The sequence below is a fragment of the Aquabacter sp. genome (genome assembly GCF_965279295.1).
In the GTDB taxonomy this organism is placed as follows: Bacteria; Pseudomonadota; Alphaproteobacteria; order Rhizobiales; family Xanthobacteraceae; genus Aquabacter.
The window spans coordinates 34,741-55,961 of record NZ_CBDIHQ010000005.1 but is presented as its reverse complement, the minus strand read 5'-3'; the positions used below and the strand labels follow the sequence as shown (position 1 = coordinate 55,961).

The 21,221-nt window shown below is 66.2% G+C and carries 21 protein-coding genes and 1 riboswitch; of the genes, 13 read left to right on the top strand and 8 right to left on the bottom strand.

All coding sequences use genetic code 11. The features are described 5' to 3' along the window. Positions 1 to 123 precede the first annotated feature (123 nt). Genes ADADO0_RS01405 through ADADO0_RS01385 form a run of 5 tightly spaced genes read left to right on the top strand, consistent with a single transcriptional unit; the run spans position 124 to position 3,953 of the window. Entirely contained in the window at positions 124 to 1,044 is a 921-nt protein-coding gene (locus tag ADADO0_RS01405; RefSeq protein ID WP_511303298.1) for a branched-chain amino acid ABC transporter permease, read from the top strand. Next, positions 1,041 to 1,982, top strand: coding sequence for a branched-chain amino acid ABC transporter permease (locus tag ADADO0_RS01400; RefSeq protein ID WP_511303297.1), 942 nt, complete (start codon positions 1,041 to 1,043; stop codon positions 1,980 to 1,982). The genes ADADO0_RS01405 and ADADO0_RS01400 overlap by 4 nt, the downstream gene beginning before the upstream one ends. Beyond that, positions 1,979 to 2,731 carry an ABC transporter ATP-binding protein gene (locus tag ADADO0_RS01395; protein ID WP_511303296.1) on the top strand — a complete coding sequence of 251 codons (753 nt, stop codon included), beginning with the start codon at positions 1,979 to 1,981 and terminating at the stop codon, positions 2,729 to 2,731. Before ADADO0_RS01400 ends, ADADO0_RS01395 begins: the two co-directional genes overlap by 4 nt. Positions 2,732 to 2,739: 8 nt before the next feature. Next, complete coding sequence (locus ADADO0_RS01390) at positions 2,740 to 3,441, top strand: ABC transporter ATP-binding protein (RefSeq protein ID WP_511303319.1); 702 nt, start codon at positions 2,740 to 2,742, stop codon at positions 3,439 to 3,441. A gap of 11 nt (positions 3,442 to 3,452) precedes the next feature. Continuing rightward, positions 3,453 to 3,953, top strand: coding sequence for a peptide deformylase (locus tag ADADO0_RS01385; protein ID WP_511303295.1), 501 nt, complete (start codon positions 3,453 to 3,455; stop codon positions 3,951 to 3,953). Between the two features lie 22 nt (positions 3,954 to 3,975). Here the strand turns inward: ADADO0_RS01385 and ADADO0_RS01380 are convergent, their stop codons facing one another. Next, the gene (locus ADADO0_RS01380) at positions 3,976 to 4,767 is read right to left on the bottom strand and encodes a TrmH family RNA methyltransferase (RefSeq protein WP_511303294.1); all 792 of its coding nucleotides are present in this window, start codon (positions 4,765 to 4,767) and stop codon (positions 3,976 to 3,978) included. A gap of 13 nt (positions 4,768 to 4,780) precedes the next feature. Further along, positions 4,781 to 5,842 (bottom strand): LacI family DNA-binding transcriptional regulator, encoded by a 1,062-nt coding sequence (locus tag ADADO0_RS01375; protein WP_511303293.1) that lies wholly within the window; start codon positions 5,840 to 5,842, stop codon positions 4,781 to 4,783. 121 nt (positions 5,843 to 5,963) lie between these two features. On the opposite strand from ADADO0_RS01375, the gene ADADO0_RS01370 reads away from it, so the two are divergent. Further along, on the top strand, positions 5,964 to 6,887 hold the full coding sequence (locus ADADO0_RS01370; protein WP_511303292.1) for an NAD(P)-dependent oxidoreductase: 924 nt from the start codon (positions 5,964 to 5,966) through the stop codon (positions 6,885 to 6,887). A gap of 2 nt (positions 6,888 to 6,889) precedes the next feature. On the opposite strand, the gene ADADO0_RS01365 is transcribed toward ADADO0_RS01370, so the two are convergent. Beyond that, on the bottom strand, positions 6,890 to 7,549 hold the full coding sequence (locus ADADO0_RS01365; RefSeq protein ID WP_511303291.1) for a TetR/AcrR family transcriptional regulator: 660 nt from the start codon (positions 7,547 to 7,549) through the stop codon (positions 6,890 to 6,892). Positions 7,550 to 7,867: 318 nt separating this feature from the next. Between ADADO0_RS01365 and ADADO0_RS01360 the strand changes: the two genes are divergently transcribed. From ADADO0_RS01360 to ADADO0_RS01350, 3 genes are all read left to right on the top strand, one after another. Further along, positions 7,868 to 9,079 (top strand): HlyD family secretion protein, encoded by a 1,212-nt coding sequence (locus ADADO0_RS01360; RefSeq protein WP_511303290.1) that lies wholly within the window; start codon positions 7,868 to 7,870, stop codon positions 9,077 to 9,079. Continuing rightward, on the top strand, positions 9,079 to 10,662 hold the full coding sequence (locus tag ADADO0_RS01355; protein ID WP_511303289.1) for a DHA2 family efflux MFS transporter permease subunit: 1,584 nt from the start codon (positions 9,079 to 9,081) through the stop codon (positions 10,660 to 10,662). The genes ADADO0_RS01360 and ADADO0_RS01355 overlap by 1 nt, the downstream gene beginning before the upstream one ends. A gap of 87 nt (positions 10,663 to 10,749) precedes the next feature. Next, on the top strand, positions 10,750 to 11,097 hold the full coding sequence (locus ADADO0_RS01350; RefSeq protein ID WP_511303288.1) for a hypothetical protein: 348 nt from the start codon (positions 10,750 to 10,752) through the stop codon (positions 11,095 to 11,097). Positions 11,098 to 11,108: 11 nt separating this feature from the next. On the opposite strand, the gene ADADO0_RS01345 is transcribed toward ADADO0_RS01350, so the two are convergent. Beyond that, the gene (locus tag ADADO0_RS01345) at positions 11,109 to 12,212 is read right to left on the bottom strand and encodes a 2'-deoxycytidine 5'-triphosphate deaminase (protein ID WP_511303287.1); all 1,104 of its coding nucleotides are present in this window, start codon (positions 12,210 to 12,212) and stop codon (positions 11,109 to 11,111) included. Between the two features lie 96 nt (positions 12,213 to 12,308). Further along, positions 12,309 to 12,387: riboswitch (SAM riboswitch) on the top strand. A 58-nt stretch (positions 12,388 to 12,445) separates the two neighbouring features. Between ADADO0_RS01345 and ADADO0_RS01340 the strand changes: the two genes are divergently transcribed. From ADADO0_RS01340 to ADADO0_RS01330, 3 genes are all read left to right on the top strand, one after another. Then, entirely contained in the window at positions 12,446 to 13,648 is a 1,203-nt protein-coding gene (locus tag ADADO0_RS01340; RefSeq protein ID WP_511303286.1) for an O-succinylhomoserine sulfhydrylase, read from the top strand. A gap of 85 nt (positions 13,649 to 13,733) precedes the next feature. After that, positions 13,734 to 14,126 (top strand): Co2+/Mg2+ efflux facilitator ApaG/CorD, encoded by a 393-nt coding sequence (gene apaG, locus ADADO0_RS01335; RefSeq protein ID WP_511303285.1) that lies wholly within the window; start codon positions 13,734 to 13,736, stop codon positions 14,124 to 14,126. A 7-nt stretch (positions 14,127 to 14,133) separates the two neighbouring features. After that, positions 14,134 to 15,630, top strand: coding sequence for a TrkH family potassium uptake protein (locus ADADO0_RS01330; protein ID WP_511303284.1), 1,497 nt, complete (start codon positions 14,134 to 14,136; stop codon positions 15,628 to 15,630). Positions 15,631 to 15,649: 19 nt separating this feature from the next. Here the strand turns inward: ADADO0_RS01330 and ADADO0_RS01325 are convergent, their stop codons facing one another. The 3 genes from ADADO0_RS01325 to ADADO0_RS01315 form a co-directional block, all read right to left on the bottom strand. After that, complete coding sequence (locus tag ADADO0_RS01325) at positions 15,650 to 16,645, bottom strand: Hsp33 family molecular chaperone (RefSeq protein ID WP_511303283.1); 996 nt, start codon at positions 16,643 to 16,645, stop codon at positions 15,650 to 15,652. Between the two features lie 124 nt (positions 16,646 to 16,769). Continuing rightward, positions 16,770 to 17,699, bottom strand: coding sequence for an ornithine carbamoyltransferase (argF, locus tag ADADO0_RS01320; RefSeq protein ID WP_511303282.1), 930 nt, complete (start codon positions 17,697 to 17,699; stop codon positions 16,770 to 16,772). Next, entirely contained in the window at positions 17,696 to 18,901 is a 1,206-nt protein-coding gene (locus ADADO0_RS01315; protein WP_511303281.1) for an aspartate aminotransferase family protein, read from the bottom strand. Before ADADO0_RS01315 ends, argF begins: the two co-directional genes overlap by 4 nt. 458 nt (positions 18,902 to 19,359) lie before the next feature. On the opposite strand from ADADO0_RS01315, the gene ADADO0_RS01310 reads away from it, so the two are divergent. After that, positions 19,360 to 19,875, top strand: a complete 516-nt coding sequence (locus ADADO0_RS01310) for a GcrA family cell cycle regulator (protein WP_511303280.1) — start codon at positions 19,360 to 19,362, stop codon at positions 19,873 to 19,875. A gap of 272 nt (positions 19,876 to 20,147) precedes the next feature. On the opposite strand, the gene ADADO0_RS01305 is transcribed toward ADADO0_RS01310, so the two are convergent. Beyond that, positions 20,148 to 21,119 carry a Bug family tripartite tricarboxylate transporter substrate binding protein gene (locus ADADO0_RS01305; protein ID WP_511303279.1) on the bottom strand — a complete coding sequence of 324 codons (972 nt, stop codon included), beginning with the start codon at positions 21,117 to 21,119 and terminating at the stop codon, positions 20,148 to 20,150. Positions 21,120 to 21,221: the final 102 nt, after the last annotated feature.

Sequence of the window (21,221 nt, the reverse complement as noted above, 5' to 3'; positions counted from 1 at the left end):
CGAGCGCAGCGAGGGGTCCCCTGCTTCTCCCATTTTTCCGTTTCCGGCCTGCGGCCGGCCCCCTCCCTAACCCTCCCCCGCAAGCGGGAGAGGGAATCACGTTCCACTGTTCAACAGGGCCCCATGTCCACCACCCTCCTCCTGGTTCAGGTGCTGAATGGCCTCCAACTCGGCGTCCTGCTGTTCCTGGTGGCGGCCGGGCTGACCCTGGTGTTCGGGGTCATGGACGTGATCAACCTCGCCCATGGCATCCAATACATGCTGGGCGCCTATCTGATGGTCACCGCCACCGCCCTCACCGGCAGCTTCTGGCTCGGCCTGCCGCTGGCGTTGGGCGCGGCGCTGCTTCTGGGGCTGGTGCTGGAGCGCCTCGTGATCCGGCCGCTCTATGGGCGAGACCATCTGGAGCAGGTTCTGGCCACCTTCGGCGTGATCCTGTTCGTGAATGAGGCGGTGAAGATGATCTGGGGCGCCGCCCCGCGCGCCATTCCCATGCCCGACGCGCTCTCCGGCTCGATCCGACTGATGGATGGGCTGAACTATCCGGTCTACCGCCTCGCCTTGCTGGTGGCAGGTCTGGCGGTGGCGGGGCTGCTCTATGTGCTGGTCACCCGTACCCGCACCGGTATGCTGCTGCGGGCGGGCGCCACCAACGCCCCCATGGTCTCGGCGCTGGGCGTGGACGTGAAGGCTCTGTTTGCGAAGGTATTCGCGTTCGGCGCCATGCTGGCGGCCTTCGCGGGCGCCATGGCAGGGCCGATACTCTCGGTTGAGCCGGGCATGGGCGATGGGCTGCTGATCCTCGCCTTCGTGGTCATCGTCATCGGCGGCATCGGCTCGATCCGGGGGGCGTTCGTGGCAGCGCTGCTGGTGGGGCTGATCGATACGCTCGGCCGCTCGTTCCTGACCGACATCCTGAAGCTCGTCATGTCCGCCTCCGCCGCTACCCAGGCCGGGCCGGCGCTCGCCTCCATGACCGTGTATCTGCTGATGGCGTGCGTTCTGTTCTTCCGCCCGCGCGGACTGTTTCCGGCACCGGCATGAGGGTGCTGGTTCTCCCTCTCGTCCTCTTGTTGGCGCTCGCCCTTGCCCCGCTGGCGGCGGATAATTTCACCCTGTCGCTGCTGGCGCGGGCGATGATCTTCGCGCTGGCGGCGGTGAGTCTGGATTTCATTCTCGGCGGGGCGGGGCTGGTGAGCTTCGGCCATGCGGCGCTGATGGGCATCGGCGCCTATGCGGTCGGCATCACGATGGAGGAAGGCACGCGCGATGCCCTGGTCGCGTTCCCGGCGGCCATGGCGGTTGCCGGTGTGTTCGCGCTGGCGACCGGTGCAATCTCGCTGAAGACGCGCGGCGTCTATTTCATCATGATCACCCTGGCGTTCGGGCAGATGGCCTTTTTCATCGCCCAGAGCCTGTCAGCCTATGGCGGCGACGATGGGCTGACGCTCGCAGCACGCTCCACGATTGCCGGACAACGCTGGCTGCGCGCGCCCCTCAGCTTCCATTATGTGACGCTGGGCCTTCTCGCGGCATCGTTCCTGGCGTGCCTCGCCATGCTGCACTCCCCGTTCGGGCGGGTGCTGAGGGCGGCGAAGGACAATGAGCGACGTGTCCGTGCGCTGGGCATCGATCCCTACCCCTACCGCCTCGCCGCCTATGCCATCGCAGGGGCGCTCGCCGGACTCTCGGGGGCGCTGTTCGCCAATCTCACAGAATTCGTCAGCCCGGCCTTCCTGTCCTGGCATCGCTCCGGCGAACTCATCGTCATGGTGGTGGCCGGCGGCATGGCGGCATCCGTGCTGCGCGCCGGCGGCGTGGGGAGCCTCAGCGGGGCGATCCTGGGCGCGCTCGGGGTGGTGCTGGTGGAGGAATGGCTCTCCAGCCTCACCGAGCATTGGCGCATCATCTTCGGCCCGCTGCTGATCCTGCTGGTGCTGGCGGGCGGCGCCGGCTTTTTGCGCGGGAAGGCGCGGACATGAGCCCCCCGCTCCTCCAGCTTCGCGGCCTTTGCAAATCCTACGGCGCCCTCGTCGTGACGGACCAGGTGGATCTCGATGTGGCGCCGGGCGAGATCCACGCGCTGATCGGGCCGAACGGTGCCGGCAAGACGACGCTCATTTCGCTGATCGCCGGTGAGACCGCCCCCAACGCCGGGCGCATCCTGCTCAAGGGCGCCGACATCACCACCCTCAGCGTGCATCGGCGCGCGCGGGCCGGGCTGGCGCGCTCTTTCCAGATCACATCCATCTTTCCGACCTTCTCGGCAGCGGAGAATGTGGCTCTGGCGCTGCAGGGCGCATCCGGCCCCTCGTTCCGGCTTTTCCCAGCGCCGCGCCTGGATCGGGCCCGCACGCAAGCGGCGTGGGATCTGCTGGCGCGTGTCGGCCTCGCGGACAAGGCGGGCCAGCCCGCCGCCGCGCTCAGCCATGGCGAGAAGCGCGCGCTGGAACTCGCCATGGCGCTGGCGGGGAAGCCCAGCCTGCTCCTGCTGGACGAGCCCATGGCCGGCACCGGCCCGGAGGAAACCGACGCCATGGTTTCCACCATCGCCGCCTTGCGCGGAACCTGCGGCATCCTGCTGGTCGAGCACGACATGGACGCCGTGTTCCGCCTCGCCGACCGCGTCAGCGTGCTGGTCGCCGGCCGGATCATCGCCACCGGCACGCCCGATGCGGTGCGCGCCGACCCGCAGGTGCGCGCGGCCTATCTCGGGGAGGAGGCAGCATGAGCGAGAACCTGCTCGACGTCTCGGGCCTCAAGGCGGGCTATGGCGGCACGCCGGTGCTGTTCGGCCTCGACCTCGCCGTGCCGGAAGGCAGCATCCTCGCTCTGCTCGGCCGAAACGGCATGGGCAAGACCACCACGGTGCGCGCGATCATGGGGCTGGTGCGGCCAGAGGCGGGCGAGGTGCGCTTCGGCGGGACGCGGCTCACCGGCGCGCCGCCCCATGTGATCGCCCGCGCCGGCATCGGCCTTGTGCCGGAGGGACGGCAGATTTTTCCCACCCTGACGGTGGAAGAAAACCTTGTCGCCACCGCCGCCTCTCCCCGCCCGGGACTTGCCGCGTGGGATATTCCCCGCGTCTACCGGCTGTTTCCGCGTTTGGCCGAGCGGCGGCGGCACTTCGGCAACCGCCTGTCGGGCGGCGAGCAGCAGATGCTTGCCATCGGCCGCGCGCTGATGACCAATCCGCGCCTGATGATCCTGGACGAGGCAACCGAGGGGCTGGCACCGCTGGTGCGCGGGGAAATCTGGGCGGTGATCCGAACCCTGCGCACGGAAGGTCTTTCGCTGCTGCTGATCGACAAGCATGTGGACATGCTCGCGACACTCGCAGACCGTGTGCTGGTGCTGGAAAAGGGCCGTGCGGTGTTCTCCGGCACGGCGGCCGAGCTTGCGGACAACCCGCAGGTGCGCGGCCGGCATCTGGCGGTGTGAGGGGCGCGATCATGACGATCCGGGCGATACTCAGGTTCCCGGACCCGCGGCTGCGGCAGGTGGCGGCGCCGGTGCGAGCCTTCGACACGGGTTTACGTGAACTGGCCGCCGATCTGCTCGAAACCATGCGCGCGGCGCCGGGCATCGGCATTACGGCGCCGCATGTGGGCGTGCCTCTGCGGGTCGTCGTGCTTGAGCTTTCCGATTCCGATGGGGTCGGATTTTACATCAATCCATCCATCGTCTGGACATCGCAGGAGATGATCCGCCATCCGGAAGGCAGCGTCTCCATGCCGGGCGTGACGGAAGAGGTGGAGCGCCCCGCCAAGGTGCGCATCGCCTACCAGGATCTCGATGGGGCGCCGCGCGAGGAGGACGCCGAAGGGCTGCGCGCGGTGTGCCACCAGCATGAGATCGACCAATTGGACGGCGTGTTCTGGACCCAGCGTCTGTCGCGCCTCAAACGCGACCGCGTGGTGAAGAAATTCGAGAAGCTTGAGCGGACGCGCTGAGAGGTAGCCGCAGGAGCTGGGTTCACGCCCCGCGCGCCAGATGGTGCAGCACGATCCCGCTAGTGGTCGCGACGTTTAGGCTGTCAAAGCCGCTCGCCATGGGAATGGAGAGGGTGCGCGTCGCGGCGAGAATGTCCGCCGGAAGGCCCGGCCCCTCGGTGCCGAACAGGGCGGCGACACGGCGTGGCGGGTAGTAGCGCGACAGCGCCATCTCTCCCGCCGGACTGAGCGACACCACCTCGAAGCCCGCCGCCTCGCACAGCCGCAGTATGGTGGCTCCGCTCTCCACCCGTGCGAACGGCACGATCAGGCTCGCCCCCACGGAGACCCGGATCGCCTTGCGGTAGTGGGGATCGCAGCAGCCGCCATCCAAGAGGACGGCAGCGGCGCCGAACGCAGCGGCGTTACGGAAAATTCCGCCCATATTGTCGTGGTTGGAGATGCCAGCCAATCCCACCACCACAGCGTCATCCGGCAGACCGGCGAGGAGCACCTGAGGGTCGAGCGCAGGCGGGGGCTCGACCAAGGCGAGGATGCCGCGATGGATATGGAAGCCCACCACCGCGTCCATCACTGCCTGGGATGCCACATGCACAGGCACATCCAGAGCCGGCAAAATGTCTTCGAGCTTTCGCGCTCCGGCCTCGGACAGCAGCAGGGAGGTCAGGCGATGGCCGGGGCGCGAGGCCACAAGGCGCAGGACCACCTCGCCCTCCGCGATAAAGCGTCCGTGGCGTCCGATGAGGTCGCGTTCGCGCACCGCGAGGAAATCCTGGATGCGCGGGTCGTCGGCGTCGGTGACGGGCAGGATCATCCGCGAGCGTTCATCAGGCCGGGCGCTTCACCGACTTCACTGGTTTGGCCGGCCCCGTCGATCCCCGCACCACGAGACGCGGCTCCAGCACCACCCGCTCCACCGGCCGGGTGGGGTCGGCTATGCGCGCCAGCGCGAGGTCGGCGGCGGCGCGGCCATATTCGTGGATGCGGGTGAAAACCGTGGTGAGCGGGGGATGCCAGAGCGCGGCCTCGGGGAGGTCGTCGTAGCCGACGATGGAGAAATCCACCCCAGCTGTGAGCCCGGCCGCGTGAATGCCCATGAGCGCGCCAAAGGCGCATAGATCGTTGAAGCACACCGCCCCCGTGGGCGGTTCGTCCAGGGCGAGAAGTTGATCCACCGCGGCGCGCCCCTGCTCGCGCGTGCCCCGGCCGGATACCCAAAGGTCGGGGTCATAAGGCAGGCCCTGCGCTTCCAAGCCCTTGCAATAGCCGGCCACTCGCCGCCGGCCGGTGGAAGCCGCGTCGAAGGCGCCGATCATGGCGATACGCCGATGGCCGAGCCCGGCGAGGTGGGCGACCGCCAGCGCAATGCCCGTCTCATCGTCCGAGCCGGCGAAGTCGAAGCCGGAGCCTTCCACTTCCCGCGTCACCTGGACCACGGCGATGCCCGAAACCGCCAGCGCCCGCAGATCGGCGATGCCGGTGCCTGCGGCGGGTGAGACGATGAAAGCGTCGGGCCGGTATTCCGCGAGGGTGCCCAGGGTGCGGGTCTGATGCGCGACATTTTCCTGCCCGACGCCGAGCAGGATGGTCTTGCCGGAGGTGCTGAACGCCTCCTCCAGCGCTGCCAGAAGCTCGGTGAATGAGGGGTTGATGATGTCGTGGAGACCGACGCCGATAATATTGGTGCGCGCGGTGCGCAGCGAGGCGGCGCCGCGATTGGCGACATAGCCGCGCTCGCGGGCGATGTCCTGGACCCGCAGGCGGGTGATGTCCGCAACCACCGGACTGTCGCGCAGGGCAAGGGAGACGGTCGCCGTGGACAAGCCCAGTTCCAGCGCGAGGCGCTGAAGCGTCACCCGTCCCATTCCGGCGCTCAAGGTTTCGTCCATCACCCCTCCCCCGACACCCTTCTAGCCGCTTCGCGGGGATGTTTCATCCATGCTAAACGATTTAGCCCAAGAGCACCAAAGCATCGGCGCAAGCTAGCCGTTGGGAGAGAGGACGCCCGTCATGGACACACCGAAGATCGGCTTCATCGGCGTCGGCCTGATGGGCCACGGAATGGCGCGCAACCTTCTGGAAAAGGGGTTCCCGCTCAGGGTTCTCGGTCACCGGAACCGTGTGCCGGTGGACGACCTCATCACGCGCGGGGCGACGGAGGCCGGGTCGCCTGCGGAACTGGCGTCGGTCTGCGACATCGTCTTCCTGTGCGTCACCGGCGCGGCGCAAGTCGAGGCCGTGGTGCGCGGGCCGGAGGGTCTGGCCGCTGGGGCGAAGCCGGGGCTTCATATTGTCGATTGCTCGACCTCCGAACCCACCTTGACGATGGCGCTGCATGAGGAGTTGAAGGCGCAGGGCATCGCCCTTTGCGACTCTCCACTGGGCGGCACGCCGGTCCAGGCGAACGAAGGCAAGCTCACCGCCATCGTCGGCGCCGAACCCGAGGCTTTCGAGCGAGTGCGTCCGGCAATCGAGGCGTTCGCAGCGAAAGTGACCCATGTGGGCGGCCCAGGTGCGGGCCATACCATGAAGCTGCTGAACAATTTCCTGTCGCTGGGCTATGGCGCCATCTATGCCGAGGCGCTGACGCTGGCGGCAAAGGTCGGGGTGCCGCCGCAGACCTTCGACGATGTCATCGCCGGCTCGCGCATGGATTGCGGCTTCTACCAGACCTTTATGAAATACGTGCTGGAGCGGGACGTGAACGCTCACCGCTTCACCCTATCCAATGCCCACAAGGACATGCGCTACGTGAACAACCTCGCCAACGCGACCGGCACCGCGAACTTCATCTCATCGAGCGTGAAGAACATCTATGCCGCTGCCGAAGGGCTGGGGCACGGCGACTGGAACGTGCCGCAGATTTCCGATGTGGTCGCGCGGATGAACGGCGTCTCGCTGGGCGAGGTGCCGCAGTTGAAGGCGGACGAATAGGCTCAGGGCCGCTTGCGCAACGCTTTCTGCTCGACGCCATAGACGCAGAGGAAAAACTCCACCGCCTTCTTCACAACGCGCTCGTTATAGCCAGGGTCGGGCGGCTCGACGCAGCCGATGAGGATCGGGGTGGACACCGCATCCTTGCACAAGGCGAAGAATTGTCCGGCGGCGATCTCCACATCGTCGATGTCGAGCACGCCCTCGTCCACCTTGGACTGGAAGAAGGCCGAAAGGCGCCGAATGCCCTCGCGCGGGCCCGCCTCGAAGAAGCGGCGGCCGATCTCCGGGAACTTGCCAGCCACCGCAATGATGGTGCGCACGGTGGCGATATGGCTCGGCCGGATCATCGCCTGGATGAAGGAGTGGCCGAGCTTGTTCAGCACCTCGGAGATATCGCCCGAGGTATCGAGCACAAACACCCGCTCGGCGGTCTCGGCGCATTCCGTGCTCACCAGCGCGGCGAACAGGTCGATCTTGTCCTGGAAATAGACGTAGAGCGTACCCTTGGACACACCGGCCGCGCGGGCGATGTCGCCCATGCTGGCGCCATCGAAGCCGCGATCAAGGAATACCTGCCGCGCGCCGGACAGAATCTGGCGGCGCTTCTCCGGGTCTTGCCCGGCGCTGGACGTGACTTCCTTGACTTGGACCTCGGACAAGATGGGCTCCTTTAAATCCCTTCTGCGCGCCCCGACCGGCATGCGCAAGACTATTGCGACCGAGAGGGGCGGAGACGGAAGCACGTTTTCCAACGGTTTTTGACAGGCTCGGAGAGAAAATTGACCGAACCGTTCAGTTCTCTCTTGAATTGGCTCTGCGGCTGTCGTAAGTCAAGAGCGTCGTGACCGAACCGTTCGGTCAAGGCATCGGACCGCAACCCGAAGCCTTGACTGGCGTTGGGGGAAGAAGGGCACCGCCCCCGCTCTTCTTCCCCCATACACGCCGGGCGGATGAACGCCCCCTCGACAGAGCCAGACATGAACGCACAGCAGAAGACCTCAGCTCCGGCCATATCGGTCGTGACATCCGCTCCGCCATCGCTCGATTCCGCCAAAGCGAAGCCCGCCGCAGTTCCGCCCGCCGGAACCGGCGAGAGCCCCGCGCCGGCCGCGCCGAAGACCGGTGGACGCCGCCGCGTTATCCTGATGGCGGTTGCCCTCGTCGTGATCTCTGCCGGCGGCTGGTACGGCTATCACTACTGGACGGCGGGCCGGTTCCAGATTTCCACCGACAACGCCTATGTGGGCGCCGACATGGTGATGGTGGCACCCAAGGTGTCGGGCTATGTGGCGGCGGTGCCAGCATTGGCAAATAGCCATGTCGAGGCCGGCGCGGTTCTGGTGCGGCTCGACGACAGCGATTATCGCGTCGCCGTGCAACAGGCCCAGGCCAGGATCGGCACCCAGGACGCGACCATCGCCCGTCTCGGCAAGCAGGCGGACGCCCAGGCCGCGACCATCGATCAGGCACAGGCGCAATTGACCTCCGCCAGAGCGGATCAGACCCGCTCGAACGCCGATTTCGACCGCACCACCAAGCTCGCCGAAAACAAATTCGCCAGCCAGCAGGCCCTCGACGTCGCCCGCGCCGACAGGGACAAGACCGCGGCCGGCATTCTCTCGGCGCAGGCAGCGGTGGCGCTGGCTCAGTCGAACCTCGATGTGCTGAAGGCACAGAGGGTGGAGGCCATGGGCACGCGCGCCGAGCTTGAAGCCCAACTCGCGAAGTCCCAGCTCGACCTCGACGCGACCGTACTGCGTGCGCCGTTCGCCGGCACGCTCGGCAACAAGGCCGTCGAAGTGGGCGACTATGTCTCTGCCGGAAAGCGGCTAGCCGCTTTGGTGCCCGACAACGGCGCCTATGTGGACGCCAATTTCAAGGAAACCCAGATCGGCGCCCTGAAGCCCGGCCAGCGGGTGGAATTGACGCTGGATACCGATCCTGGACACCCGATCGTCGGCACGGTGGAGAGCATCGCACCCGCCGCCGGGCAGGTGTTCAGCCTCCTGCCGCCAGAAAACGCGACCGGCAACTTCACTAAGATCGTCCAGCGCGTGCCGGTGCGCATCAAGGTTCCGGCGGATGTACTCGCCAGCGGCCGCATGCGTCCGGGCCTTTCCGTGGTGGCCACCGTGGACATCAGGACCGGACCCGAAAGCGTCAGCGTGGCCGCCGCGCCGGTGCGCTGATGGCTGGCCCGGCCGGCACACAGGCGGGTCGGCTGGCGCCGCCCGAGCCCCAGGTCACGCCGCGCCGGCTGATCGCCTTCTTCGCGCTGATCTTCGGAATGTTCATGGCGATCCTGGATATCCAGATCGTTTCCTCATCTCTTTCGGAAATCCAGGCCGGCCTGTCGGCCAGCCCCGACGAGATTTCTTGGGTGCAGACCTCCTACCTCATCTCCGAGGTGGTGATGATCCCGCTGTCGGGCTTCCTCGCCCGCGCCATGTCCACCCGCATTCTTTTCGCCCTCTCCGCTGCCGGCTTCACGCTCGCCAGCGTGCTGTGCTCGACCGCCAGTTCGATCGAGCAGATGATCCTCTACCGCGCGCTCCAGGGCTTCATAGGCGGCGGCATGATCCCCACCGCTTTCGCGGCGGCCTATACCATCTTCCCCAAGCGCAGCCAGGGGCCGGTGATGGCGCTGGTGGGCCTGGTCGTCACGCTCGCGCCGACCATCGGCCCGACGGTCGGCGGCTATCTCACCGACTATTTCTCCTGGCACTGGCTGTTCCTCATCAACGTGCCGCCGGGCATCGCGGCAACGCTGCTGTGCTGGTTCCTGGTGGATTTCGACGAACCGGAATTCCACCTTTTAAAGAATTTCGACATCCCCGGCCTTGTGGGCATGGCGGTGCTGCTCGGCAGCCTCGAATATGTGCTCGAAGAGGGCGAGAAGGACGACTGGTTCCAGTCCCCCATCATCACGCTTTTCGCGGTGCTGGCGGTGATCGGCGGCGCGCTGTTCTTCTGGCGCGCCTTCAACGCGCGCCAGCCGGTGGTGGACCTGATGGCCTATAAGGACCGCAACTTCGCAGTCGGCTCGGTTCTCACCTTCATGCTGGGAACGGTGCTCTACGGCCTCACCTATCTCTACCCGCTGTTCCTCGCCCAGGTGCGCGGCTTCAATGCGCTGGAAATCGGCGAGACGGTGTTCGTCACCGGGGCCACAATGTTCCTGGCCGCGCCGATCGTAGGCACGCTGGCCCGCAAGGTCGACCCACGCTACGTCATCGGCACCGGCTTCGTGTTCCTCATCATCTCCTCGTTCGAGTTGCTACCGATCACCAAGGATTGGGGCTTCTGGGAGATGCTAACGCCGCAGATGCTGCGCGGAGCCGCCCTCATGATGTGCATGGTGCCCATCAATGTGGTGGCGCTCGGCACGCTGCCGCCCTCCCAGATCAAGAATGCCTCCGGCCTGTTCAATCTCATGCGGAACCTGGGCGGCGCGGTGGGGCTTGCGGTCATCGTCACCGTCCTCAACACCCGCTGGGACCTGCACCTCGAGCGGCTGCGCGAGGCGGTCACATGGTCCCGCCCGGTGGTCCTCGAAACGCTCGCCAATATCCAGGGCGGCATACAGGGCCGGCTCGGGTCGAGCGCCGAGCTTGCCGCCACGAAGCAGGTGGCGAAGATTGTTCGCCAGCAGGCGCTGGTCATGGCGTTTGCCGACGTCTTCCTGGTGATCGCGCTGTTCCTGTGCGTCGCGATCTTCCTGGTGCTTCTGGTCCGCAAGCCCAAGGCTGCGGCGGCAGCGCCCGCCCATTGAGGCATTTCAGCCTTGCCCTCAGACGTTTGCGGAGACAAACTCCGCCCGCTTTTCGACCCGCCGGTGGCGGCAACGAACGGAGCCAGCATGCCTAAGACTCGACTGTTCGCCCTGGCCACCTGCATGGCCGCGCTCACCCTGCCGGGTGCCGCCGCGCGCGCCGAAACATGCCTGGAGCAGATCGTTGCCATCCAGGCACGCATCAAGGCCGTCAGTCCGCCGGCCGCAAATCTGCCGTCCGATGCCCAGTCCGTGGCGGCTCAGATGGATCGCCAGCCCACCCCCGCTTCCGTCGCAGCGGCGGGCGGCGATGCCGACAAGCCGGTGGGTCCGGGCGCGGCGCTCAATGCGGCGCAGAATTTCCAGGCCGCCGGCGATGAAGCCAAATGCCTGAAGGCCGTGGGCGAGGCCCGCGCCATGCTGGAAGGCAAATAGCGGCGCGCGCCTCAGGCCAGCGGCAGGAAGTGCTTTGAAAGCTTGAGGCCCTGGCCCTGGTAGTTCGAGCCGAGTTCGCCGTACAGCACCTTGGGCCGGGCGGACATGCGCTCGTAGATCAACCGGCCCACGGTCTGCCCGTGTTCCAGGATGAACGGCACCTCGCGCGAGCGCACCTCAAGCACCGCGCGCGCGCCGCTGCCGCCCACCGCCGCATCGCCGAAGCCGGGATCGAAGAAACCGGCGTAATGCACCCGGAATTCGCCCACCAGCGGGTCAAACGGGATCATCTCGGCGGCATAGTCGGGCGGAACATGCACCGCCTCACGCGAGGCGAGAATGTAGAAGGCATCCGGATCGAGCACGAGGCTGCCCTGCCCGCGCGCGCGTATCGGCTCCCAGAAATCCTCCACAGCGAGGGCGGCGCGGCGATCCACGTCGATCACGCCGGTATGGCGCTTGGCGCGGAAACCGAGCAGGCCGTCCCAGGTGCTGGCATTGAGATCCACACCCACCGCGATGCCGCCACCCGCAACGTCGGGCGCATCGGAATCCACCAGGCATTCGTCGCGCTGGAGGTTCAGAAGCTCAAGGTCCGAGAGCTTGGAAACACCGCGCCGGAACCGGACCTGCGAAAGCCGCGAACCCGCGCGCACCAAAATCGGAAAGGTGCGCGGCGACACTTCGAGGTAAAGCGGACCCTCATAGCCGTGGGGGATGTTGTCGAACGCCCGCGCGCGGTCAGCGATCACGCGCGTGAAGACGTCGAGCCGCCCGGTCGAGCTTTTGGGATTGGCGAAGGCGGCAATATCAGCGGGCAGCTTCAGGCGCTCGGACAATTCCACGAGATAGACACAGCCGGTCTCCAGCACCGCGCCTTCGCGCAGGTCGAGCTTATGGAGGGCGAGTTGTTCAAGCCGCTCCTTCACGCTCATGTTGGCACCGGGCAGGAAGCTCGCGCGGATGCGCCACGCGGTCTTTCCCAGCCGCAGGTCGAGGCTCGCCGGCTGCACCTGGTCGGTATCGAACGGCACGCGCGTGAGGATGCCGCCCGCTTCGTGCAGGGCGGCGATCGACTGGGCCGGCAGGATGCCGGGTCTGACTTGCTCCACCACGCGCGATAAGCTCCCCCACGCGGACCAAAGGGCCCGGCACTAGCGTTCGGTTTACCGGACGCTTCCCTTGACGCCAAGGCCTGCTCGGGCTTTATAAGCAACCCTCGTGGTCATTTGAGCCGGCCGGCTTGCAGCCACGTTAAACAAATCGCTAAAAGGCCGGGGAACGACGAACGTGGCGCTTTGCGCTTCGGCCACCGTATCCTCGGCCTCATAATGGAGGCGCGAAGACCTTGGCCACCTCGTTCACTCCCGCAGACCCCGCCACGCTTCATCCCGACACCCTCCTGGTGCAAGGCGGTATCGCGCGCTCGCCCTATGGCGAGACCTCCGAGGCGCTCTACCTCACCCAGGGCTTTGTCTATGACAGCGCCGAGGCGTGCGAGGCGCGCTTCAAGGGCGAGGACCCCGGCTTCGTGTATTCGCGCTACGGCAATCCCACCACCGCCATGTTCGAGAGCCGCATGGCGTTGCTGGAGGGCGCCGAGGCCGCCCGCGCCACCGCCTCCGGCATGGCCGCCGTGCATGCGGCGCTGCTGTGCCAGTTGCGCGCCGGCGACCACATTGTGGCTGGGCGCGCACTGTTCGGCTCCTGCCGCTGGATTCTCGAGGAATTCCTGCCCCGCTTCCAGGTGGAGACCACCCTGGTGGACGGCACCGACCTCGCTGCCTGGAAGGCGGCGGTGCGCCCCAACACCAAGCTGTTCTTCCTGGAAAGCCCCACCAACCCGACGCTCGAACTGGTGGACATCGCGGCGGTGGCCGAAATCGCCCACGCCGCCGGCGCACGGCTGGTGGTGGACAATGTGTTCGCCACCCCCCTGCTCCAGAAGCCGTTCGAGCTTGGCGCGGACGTGGTGATCTATTCCGCCACCAAGCATATCGACGGCCAGGGCCGGTGCCTGGGCGGCGTGGTGCTCGCCTCCGAGAAGTTCGTCACCGACCATCTCCAGACCTTCCTGCGCCAGACCGGCCCCTCGATCTCCCCGTTCAACGCCTGGGTGATGCTGAAGGGCCTGGAAACCCTGGGTCTTCGGGTCGAGCGGCAGCAGGCGAGCGCGGTCATCATCGCCGATGCGGTGGCTGCCGCCGCCAAGGTGACGAAGGTGCTCTACCCGTTCCGGGCCGATCATCCGCAGGTGGAATTGGCGCGCCGGCAGATGAAGGGCGGCGGCACGCTCGTCACCTTCGTGGTGGAGGGTGGCAAGGAAGGCGCATTCCGCTTCGCCAATGCCCTGCGGCTGATCCGAATCTCCAACAATCTGGGTGATTCCAAGAGCCTGCTGACCCATCCCGCAACCACCACCCACCAGCGTTTCACCCCCGAGGCGCGGGCGGAGATGGGGATTTCGGACGGTCTCGTGCGGCTTTCCGTGGGCCTGGAGCATCCCTCCGACCTGATAACCGACATCGAACAGGCCCTCGCCAAGGTCTGAACGTAAACCCCGGTTGCGCCCGGCGCGCATCGCGGCTTCACTGTCGCGATGCGCAGATGCGCTGCAAACATGGGGATGGATGGGCATGTACCGGGCGACGACGCGCCAGATCCAGGTGACGGCGACGCCGCGCTATGTGGCGGAACGCTCCGACCCGGAAAACAACCGTTATTTCTGGGCCTACACCATCGAGGTGGTGAACCTGGGGGCAGCGACCGTCCAGCTCAAGATTCGCCACTGGAACATCACCGACGCGCGCGGGCATGCGGAAGAAGTGCACGGCGCAGGCGTGGTCGGAGAAGAACCCGTGCTTCCGCCAGGTGGGCGCTTCGAATACACTAGCGGGGTGCCGCTCGGAACTGCGACCGGCATCATGAGCGGGAGCTATGACATGCTCACCGAGGACGGCGAGATGTTCAGCGTGGAAATCCCCGCCTTTTCGCTCGATACCCCCGACATGCGCCGCATCCTCAACTGACCGCGTGATGCAGACCGCGAAAGCTCCTCTCGTTCGTGCCCGCTCGGCAACTGACCTCGACCTGAGGCCGATTGCGGCGACGCTGGGCATCGTCCTGTCGATCCTCGGCGCCAGCATGTTGCTGCCGGCGTTCGCGGATTTCTCCAGCCATAGCGGCGGGGCGGACGTGTTCATCGGCTCGGCAGCGGTGACGATTTTCGTCGGCGTGCTGCTGTGGATGTCCGGCCGGGCGGCGCCGATCCGGCGGCTCGACCTGCGCCAAGCCTTCCTTCTCACCTTCTGCCTGTGGTCGGTGCTCTCAGTGTTCGCGGCGCTGCCCTTAATGTGGGGCCGGGCAAATCTCTCCATCACCGATGCCCTGTTCGAGAGCATGTCGGGCCTCACCACGACCGGCGCCACTGTCATGTCGGGCCTGGACGGCCTGCCTTCCAGCATTCTCCTGTGGCGTGCCCTGCTGCACTGGTTCGGCGGCATTGGCATCGTGGTGATCGCCATCGCCGTCCTGCCGCTACTCTCGGTGGGCGGAATGCAGCTGTTCCGCACCGAATCCTCCGACAAGTCGGAGAAGTTCGTGCCGCGCGTGAAGAGCATCGCGAAGGGGCTGCTGCTCTCCTATTTGCTGCTCACCGTGCTCTGCACCATCGGCTATCTGATGGCCGGCCTAAAGCCGTTCGATGCAGTGACGATCGCCATGTCGACGCTATCCAGCGGCGGGTTCGCCAATTCCGACAGTTCGGTGGGCGTATTCGCGGACGCAGGGGTGGACTATGTTGCCATCGTCTTCATGCTGCTGGCCAGCCTGCCCTTCCCGCTCTATGCCCGCGCGCTTTCCGGCGACGTGACGCGGCTGGTGACGAATTCCGAGGTGCGGCTGTTCCTGGCGATCGTCGCGGTCTTCACCCTTGCCTCGTTCGCACAGCAGAGCATGCAAGGCGTCGCGCAGGGCGAAGTCGCGTTCCGGGGGGCGCTGTTCACCGTCGCCTCGCTGATCTCCACCACCGGGTTCATGTCGGTGGACTACACCAATTGGGGACCGCTCTCGGATGCCCTGTTCTTCGTGCTGATGTTCCTGGGCGGCTGCACCGGCTCGACCTCGGGCGGCCTGAAGGCGCTTCGCATCGCCATCTGCGGTAAGGCGCTGCGCCAGCACCTGAAGCGCATTTCCTATCGCAACGGCGTGTTCCCGATCCGCTATGGCGGGGCGCCGGTGGCCGATGATGTGGTATCCTCGGTGCTCAGCTTCGTGTTTCTGTATTTCGCGACCTTCATCGTCGGCGCTGTGGCGCTCAGCGCTCTGGGCCTCGACCTGCGCGTCGCGCTCTCGGCGGCCATCGCCTGCCTTGCCAACGTGGGGCCGGGCCTCGGGCCGATCATCGGCCCCGCCGGCAATTATTCCAGCCTGCCCGATGCCGCCATCTGGGTGCTTACGCTCCTGATGCTGCTGGGAAGGCTGGAAATTCTCACTGTCCTGGTAATCGCGCTGCCGCGCTTCTGGCTTCGCTGAGAGCCCTCAGGCCTCCGGCTCAGGCGCTCTGGTCGCCCAGCACTTCCTCGGCGGCGAAGCCGTAGGTGCGGCCACAGAACTCGCAAGTCACGCTCACCCGTCCGTCGTCCTGCACCATATCCTGCCGCTCCTCGGGCTCGAAACTCGCCAGCACACCGGCCACCCGCTCGCGTGAGCAGGTGCAGTGGGCCGTGACCGCCTGCGGCTCGAACACCCGCACGCCGCGCTCGTGGAACAGCCGATAAAGCAGCTGCTCGCTGGACAGTTCGCGGTCGATCAACTCGACATCCTGGAGCGTCGCCACCAGGGATTGCGCCTCCATCCAGGCGTCATCCTCGCCCAGTTCGTGGAACTCCGTCCCCTCCGGCGCATCGCCGGGGTGCAGATCGGCCTGGGCGGCGCGCCCCGCTTCGGCGGGAAGGAATTGCGCGAGAAGGCCGCCCGCGCGCCAAGAGGATGGCGCCCCACCGACCCGCACTTCCTCGCCGACAGCGAGACGGACCTTGGTGGGGATCTGCTCGGACTGCAGGAAATACTGGTGCGCCGCCGCCTCCAGCCCCTCCCCGTCCAGCGCGACGATGCCCTGGTAGCGGTTCACCGAAAGGCCCTGGTCGATGGTCATGGCGAGATGACCGCGCCCAAGCAAAGCGGCGGGCGTCGCGCGGCCGGCACGCTCGGCTTCCGCCAGCACATCCTTGTCGAAACGCGCATAGGCGCGAATCTTGTCGGGGCTGACGAAATCCACCACCAGCATGTCCACCGGCCCGTCGCTCTGGGTCTGGAGGATGAAGCGGCCGTCGAACTTCAGCGACGTCCCGAGTAGCGCCGTCAGGGCGATGGCTTCGCCCAGTACGCGCTTCACGGACGAGGGGTAGTCGTGGTGAGCAAGGGCCGCATCGAGCGATGTGCCAAGGCGAACCGTGCGGCCTCGGATGTCGAGTGCGTCCACCTGGAAGGGAAGCACAGCATCGTCCACGCCTTCGAGGCGCTGCGCGGGGGAATTGTCCGTTACCATGTTGAACCTCGGACCGCTCACGCACGGATCAACCGGCGCGCCGAAGTTCGCCAGTCATCCGCCCGTGGGGATTAGAATGCGTTTCTGGTCTCAGATATAGGCATTCATGCCGAAAGCGGAACCGTCACGCCCGCGCGGTCTCGAAACACCAGGCGAGGATGCCCTTCTGGGCGTGCAGGCGATTTTCCGCCTCGTCGAACACCACAGACTGCGGCCCGTCCATCACCTCGTCCGTCACCTCCTCACCGCGATGGGCGGGAAGGCAATGCATGAAGATGGCGTCCGGCGCCGCAAGCGACATGAGAGCGCCGTTGACCTGATAGGGCTTCAGCAGGTTGTGCCGCTTCTCGGTCTCCTTGTCGCCCATGGACACCCAGGTGTCCGTGGTGACGCAGTCGGCGCCCGCGACCGCCGCTTCCGGATCGGTGCCGAAGGTCACATGCGCCTTGGTGCGCTTGACGAAATCCTTCACCTCGCGGGTCGGTGCCAATTGCTTCGGGGTCGCCACCTTGAGGGTGAACTCGAACCGCTGGGCGGCATGCACCCACGACGCCAGCACGTTGTTGGCGTCCCCGGTCCAGGCCACGGTTCGGCCCTTGATAGGACCCTTGTGCTCCTCGAAGGTCAGCACGTCCGCCATCACCTGGCAGGGATGGGACAACCGGGTCAGGCCGTTGATGACCGGCACCGTGGCGCTTTTCGCCAGAGCCACAAGCTGATCGTGATCGAGAATGCGTATCATGATGGCGTCGACAAAACGCGACAGCACCTGCGCGGTGTCGGAGATGCTCTCGCCACGGCCTAGCTGCATCTCGGCGCCGGTGAGCATGAGGGTGTCGCCGCCCAACTGCCGCATGCCGAGGTCGAACGACACGCGGGTGCGGGTCGAGGGTTTGTCGAACACCATCGCCAGCGTCTTGCCGGCGAGCGTGCGCGTCACCTCACCTGCGCGCCGGCGGGCTTTGAGGTCCTTGGAGAGTTCGAGGACGTGCCGGAGATCCGCAGCGGAAATCTCCGACAGGTCGAGAAAGTGGCGCACGGCGTTGCCGGTCATTGGGTGGCTCCCAATGCTGGGGCAATCCGATGCGCCTCGCCGACCTTGCGGCACGCCGCATCGATCTTCTCGCAGGCGATGCCGATCTCTTCATCGGTCACGGTGAGCGGGGGCAGGAGACGCACGACATTGTCGCCGGCGCCGGGGACCAGCATGCCTTCGGCGCGCAGGGCATTGACCAATTCGGCCGCAGGCACATTGGCGCGCATGCCCAGCAGCAGGCCCTCGCCCCGCACCTCGGCGATCACGCCGGGGTTGCGGTCCTGCACCGCCGCGAGGCTCTGCTTGAAACGCGTGCTGGCGTGGCGGACGCGCTCCAGGAAGCCCTCCGACAGCACCATGTCGAGCACCGCATTGCCCACCGCCATGGCCAACGGATTGCCGCCATAGGTGGAACCATGGGTACCGAGCGTCATGCCTTTCGCTGCCTCTTCCGTGGCAAGGCATGCGCCCATGGGGAAGCCGCCGCCGATACCCTTGGCGACCGCCATAATGTCCGGCGTGACGCCGCTCGGCTCGTGCGCGAACAGGCTACCGGTGCGCCCGACGCCGCTCTGCACTTCGTCGAGCACAAGGAGCATGCCCTTGGCATCACACAATTCCCGCAGGCGGCGCAGGAAATCGTGCGCGGGAACGCGCACGCCGCCCTCCCCCTGGATCGGCTCCACCAGGATGGAGCCGGTCTCGGGGGTCAAGGCGGCCTCGACCGCGGCGATATCGCCGAACGGGACCTGATCGAAGCCCGGCAGTTCCGGGCCGAAGCCTTCGAGATACTTGGCATTGCCGCCGGCGGCGATGGTCGCCAGCGTGCGGCCATGGAATGCGCCCTCGAAGGTGATCATGCGCGGGCGCTCAGCGCCGTTCGCGAAATGATAGCGGCGCGCCATCTTGATGGCGCACTCCAGCGCCTCCGCACCCGAATTGGTGAAGAACACCGTGTCTGCGAAAGTGGCGTCGGTCAGCCGCTTGGCCAGCCGCTCGCCTTCCGGAATGCGGAACAGGTTCGAGATATGCCAGAGCTTTCCGGCCTGCTCGGTCAACGCCGCCACCAGAACGGGATGGGCATGGCCCAGGATGTTCACCGCTATTCCGGCCGTAAAGTCGAGATAACGTCGCCCGTCTTTGGTCACGAGCCAGCAGCCCTCCCCCCGTTCGAATTCGAGGTCGATACGTGCGTAGGTCGGCAGGACGGGGGTGATCAAGGAGCCCTCCCAATGGGGCTTGGCGCGGATTTGCGAGGTGACATCCGCATGTGGTTTGTAAAATGCCAAAGGCCGCCCTTAGCGGGGCGGCCCGACACGCGCGGATTCTAATGATCGCGCGCGCGAGGTCAATACGGCACTCAAGGTTAAGAAATGCATAACGACCTGGGGAAAACGACCTGTTGCGCCATTCTGACTCTGTGCGGGAGTCGGCGCATATTGTAGGTTGACCCTCGCCGACCACGATATGTCGTTGCGGCGTGTTTCCAATAGGTGCTGGACACCATCATCCCTCGCGCTGTCGGCGTGTTTTGGGAGCGTTGATGGAGTCCGTAAAAATGCGGCTGAGACAGGATCGGGGCGGGCTGAGCCGGCTGGCTCCGGGAATCCGGTGTCTCATTGTAAGAGACGGAGCGCCCGCATGTGCGGCATGCGGTCCGCCCGTCAAGGAGAGAGCGATGAGCTGGAACGACGAGCGCGTCGAACTCTTGAAGCGGCTGTGGGGCGAAGGCCTCTCCGCAAGCCAGATCGCAGGTGAACTTGGCGGGATCACGCGCAATGCGGTGATCGGCAAAGTCCACCGCCTCGGCTTGTCCGGACGCATCAAGAGCACGACCCCGGCGCGGCCCCGCAAGGCCCGCAATGAGGCCCCCGCCCCGCGCGGCAACAATCCGCGCCCCATGACAATCGGCAACACCGCCCTCGCGCCCGCTTTGGATGCGCTGGTGGAACCCGCGCCGGCCCCGGCCCCCGTGGCGAACACCAACAATGTGGTGCCGCTGGCGCAGCGTTGCACCATCATGAACCTGACCGAAGCCACCTGCCGCTGGCCACTGGGCGAGCCAGGCACGGAAAGCTTCTATTTCTGCGGTGGCCGCAGCCTCTCGGGCATGCCCTACTGCACCCAGCACGCCCGCATGGCCTATCAGCCAAGCCAGGACCGCCGCCGGGATCGCCGCGTCGCGCGGGTCTGAGAACGGGCAGTTCATCACGCCCTCTCCCGCTCGCGGGGGAGGGACAATTTGCGAAAAATAGTTAGGTGCGTCGCTTCTTCCGAGGCGCCAGCCCCCTCCCCCGCAAGCGGGAGAGGGGGTAATTCTGCGTGCGATGACGTCTGGACTGAAAGCCGTGGATGCCCGGGACAAACCTGGGCATCCACGGCATCACAGGCTTGATTTAGGGCCTATGCCCCCAGCCCCGCCCTCTCCCGCGTGCGGAAAAAGGGGGGGGGGGCCGGGGCGAACCCTTACTCGTCGACGGACGCGCCGGAGGCCTTGACCACCGGCCCCCATTTCGCCAGTTCGGCCTTCACATGCGCATCCAGTTCAGCCGGCGTGGAGCCGACGGACACGGCGCTGAGATCGGCGAGACGCGCCTTCACGCCGGGGTCCGAAACCGCCTCGATGCCAGCCTTCGCCAGCTTGTCGATGATCGCCTTGGGCGTGCCCGCCGGAGCGAAGATGGCGTTCCAGGAATAGGTCTCATACCCCGGCAGGCCGGATTCCGAGACGGTCGGCATGTCGGGGGTCGCCGGCGAGCGATCCTTGGTGGTGACAGCAAGGCCGACGACGCCGCCCTTGCGGATCTGCCCGATGGATGAGGGCAGGTTGTCGAACATGATCTTCACCTGACCGCCGACCAGATCCAGCAGCGCCGGGCCGGCACCCTTGTAAGGCACATGCACCATCTTGACCCCGGCCATGCTCTCGAACAGCGCGCCGGAGAGATGCAGCGGCGTGCCGATGCCTGAGGAGGCGTATTCATACTTGCCGGGATTGGCCTTGAGCAAAGCGATCAGTTCCGCGACGCTCTTCACGCCCAGCGAGGGGTTCACCACGACGACGTTCGGCACATTCACCAGCAGCGAGACTGGGGCGAAGTCCTTCACGGGGTCATACGGCATCTTGGTGTAAAGCGCCGGGTTGATGGCGTGCGTCGCCACAGTTCCCATCAGCACCGTGTAGCCGTCGGGCTCTGCCCGGGCGACCGCGGCCGCTCCGGCGTTTCCGCCTGCGCCCGCGCGGTTCTCGACGATCATCGTCTGCTTGAGAATTTCGCCCATCTTGGCGGCGATGATGCGGGCGACGATATCCGTCGAGCCACCGGCCGCGAACGGAACGATCAGCCGGACCGGACGGGTCGGGTAATCCGCCTGCGCCATGGCGTTGCCCGTCATCATGGTCAGCGCAAGCGCGGCAACAGATAGAATGCGTTTCATGTGCGTTTCCTCCGCCCCCTTTATAAGACGGGGAAAGGCATTTCGGAAACGCAGGCACTGTCACGTACGACTAAAGATATTGGCCGATAGACGCGATGCTTC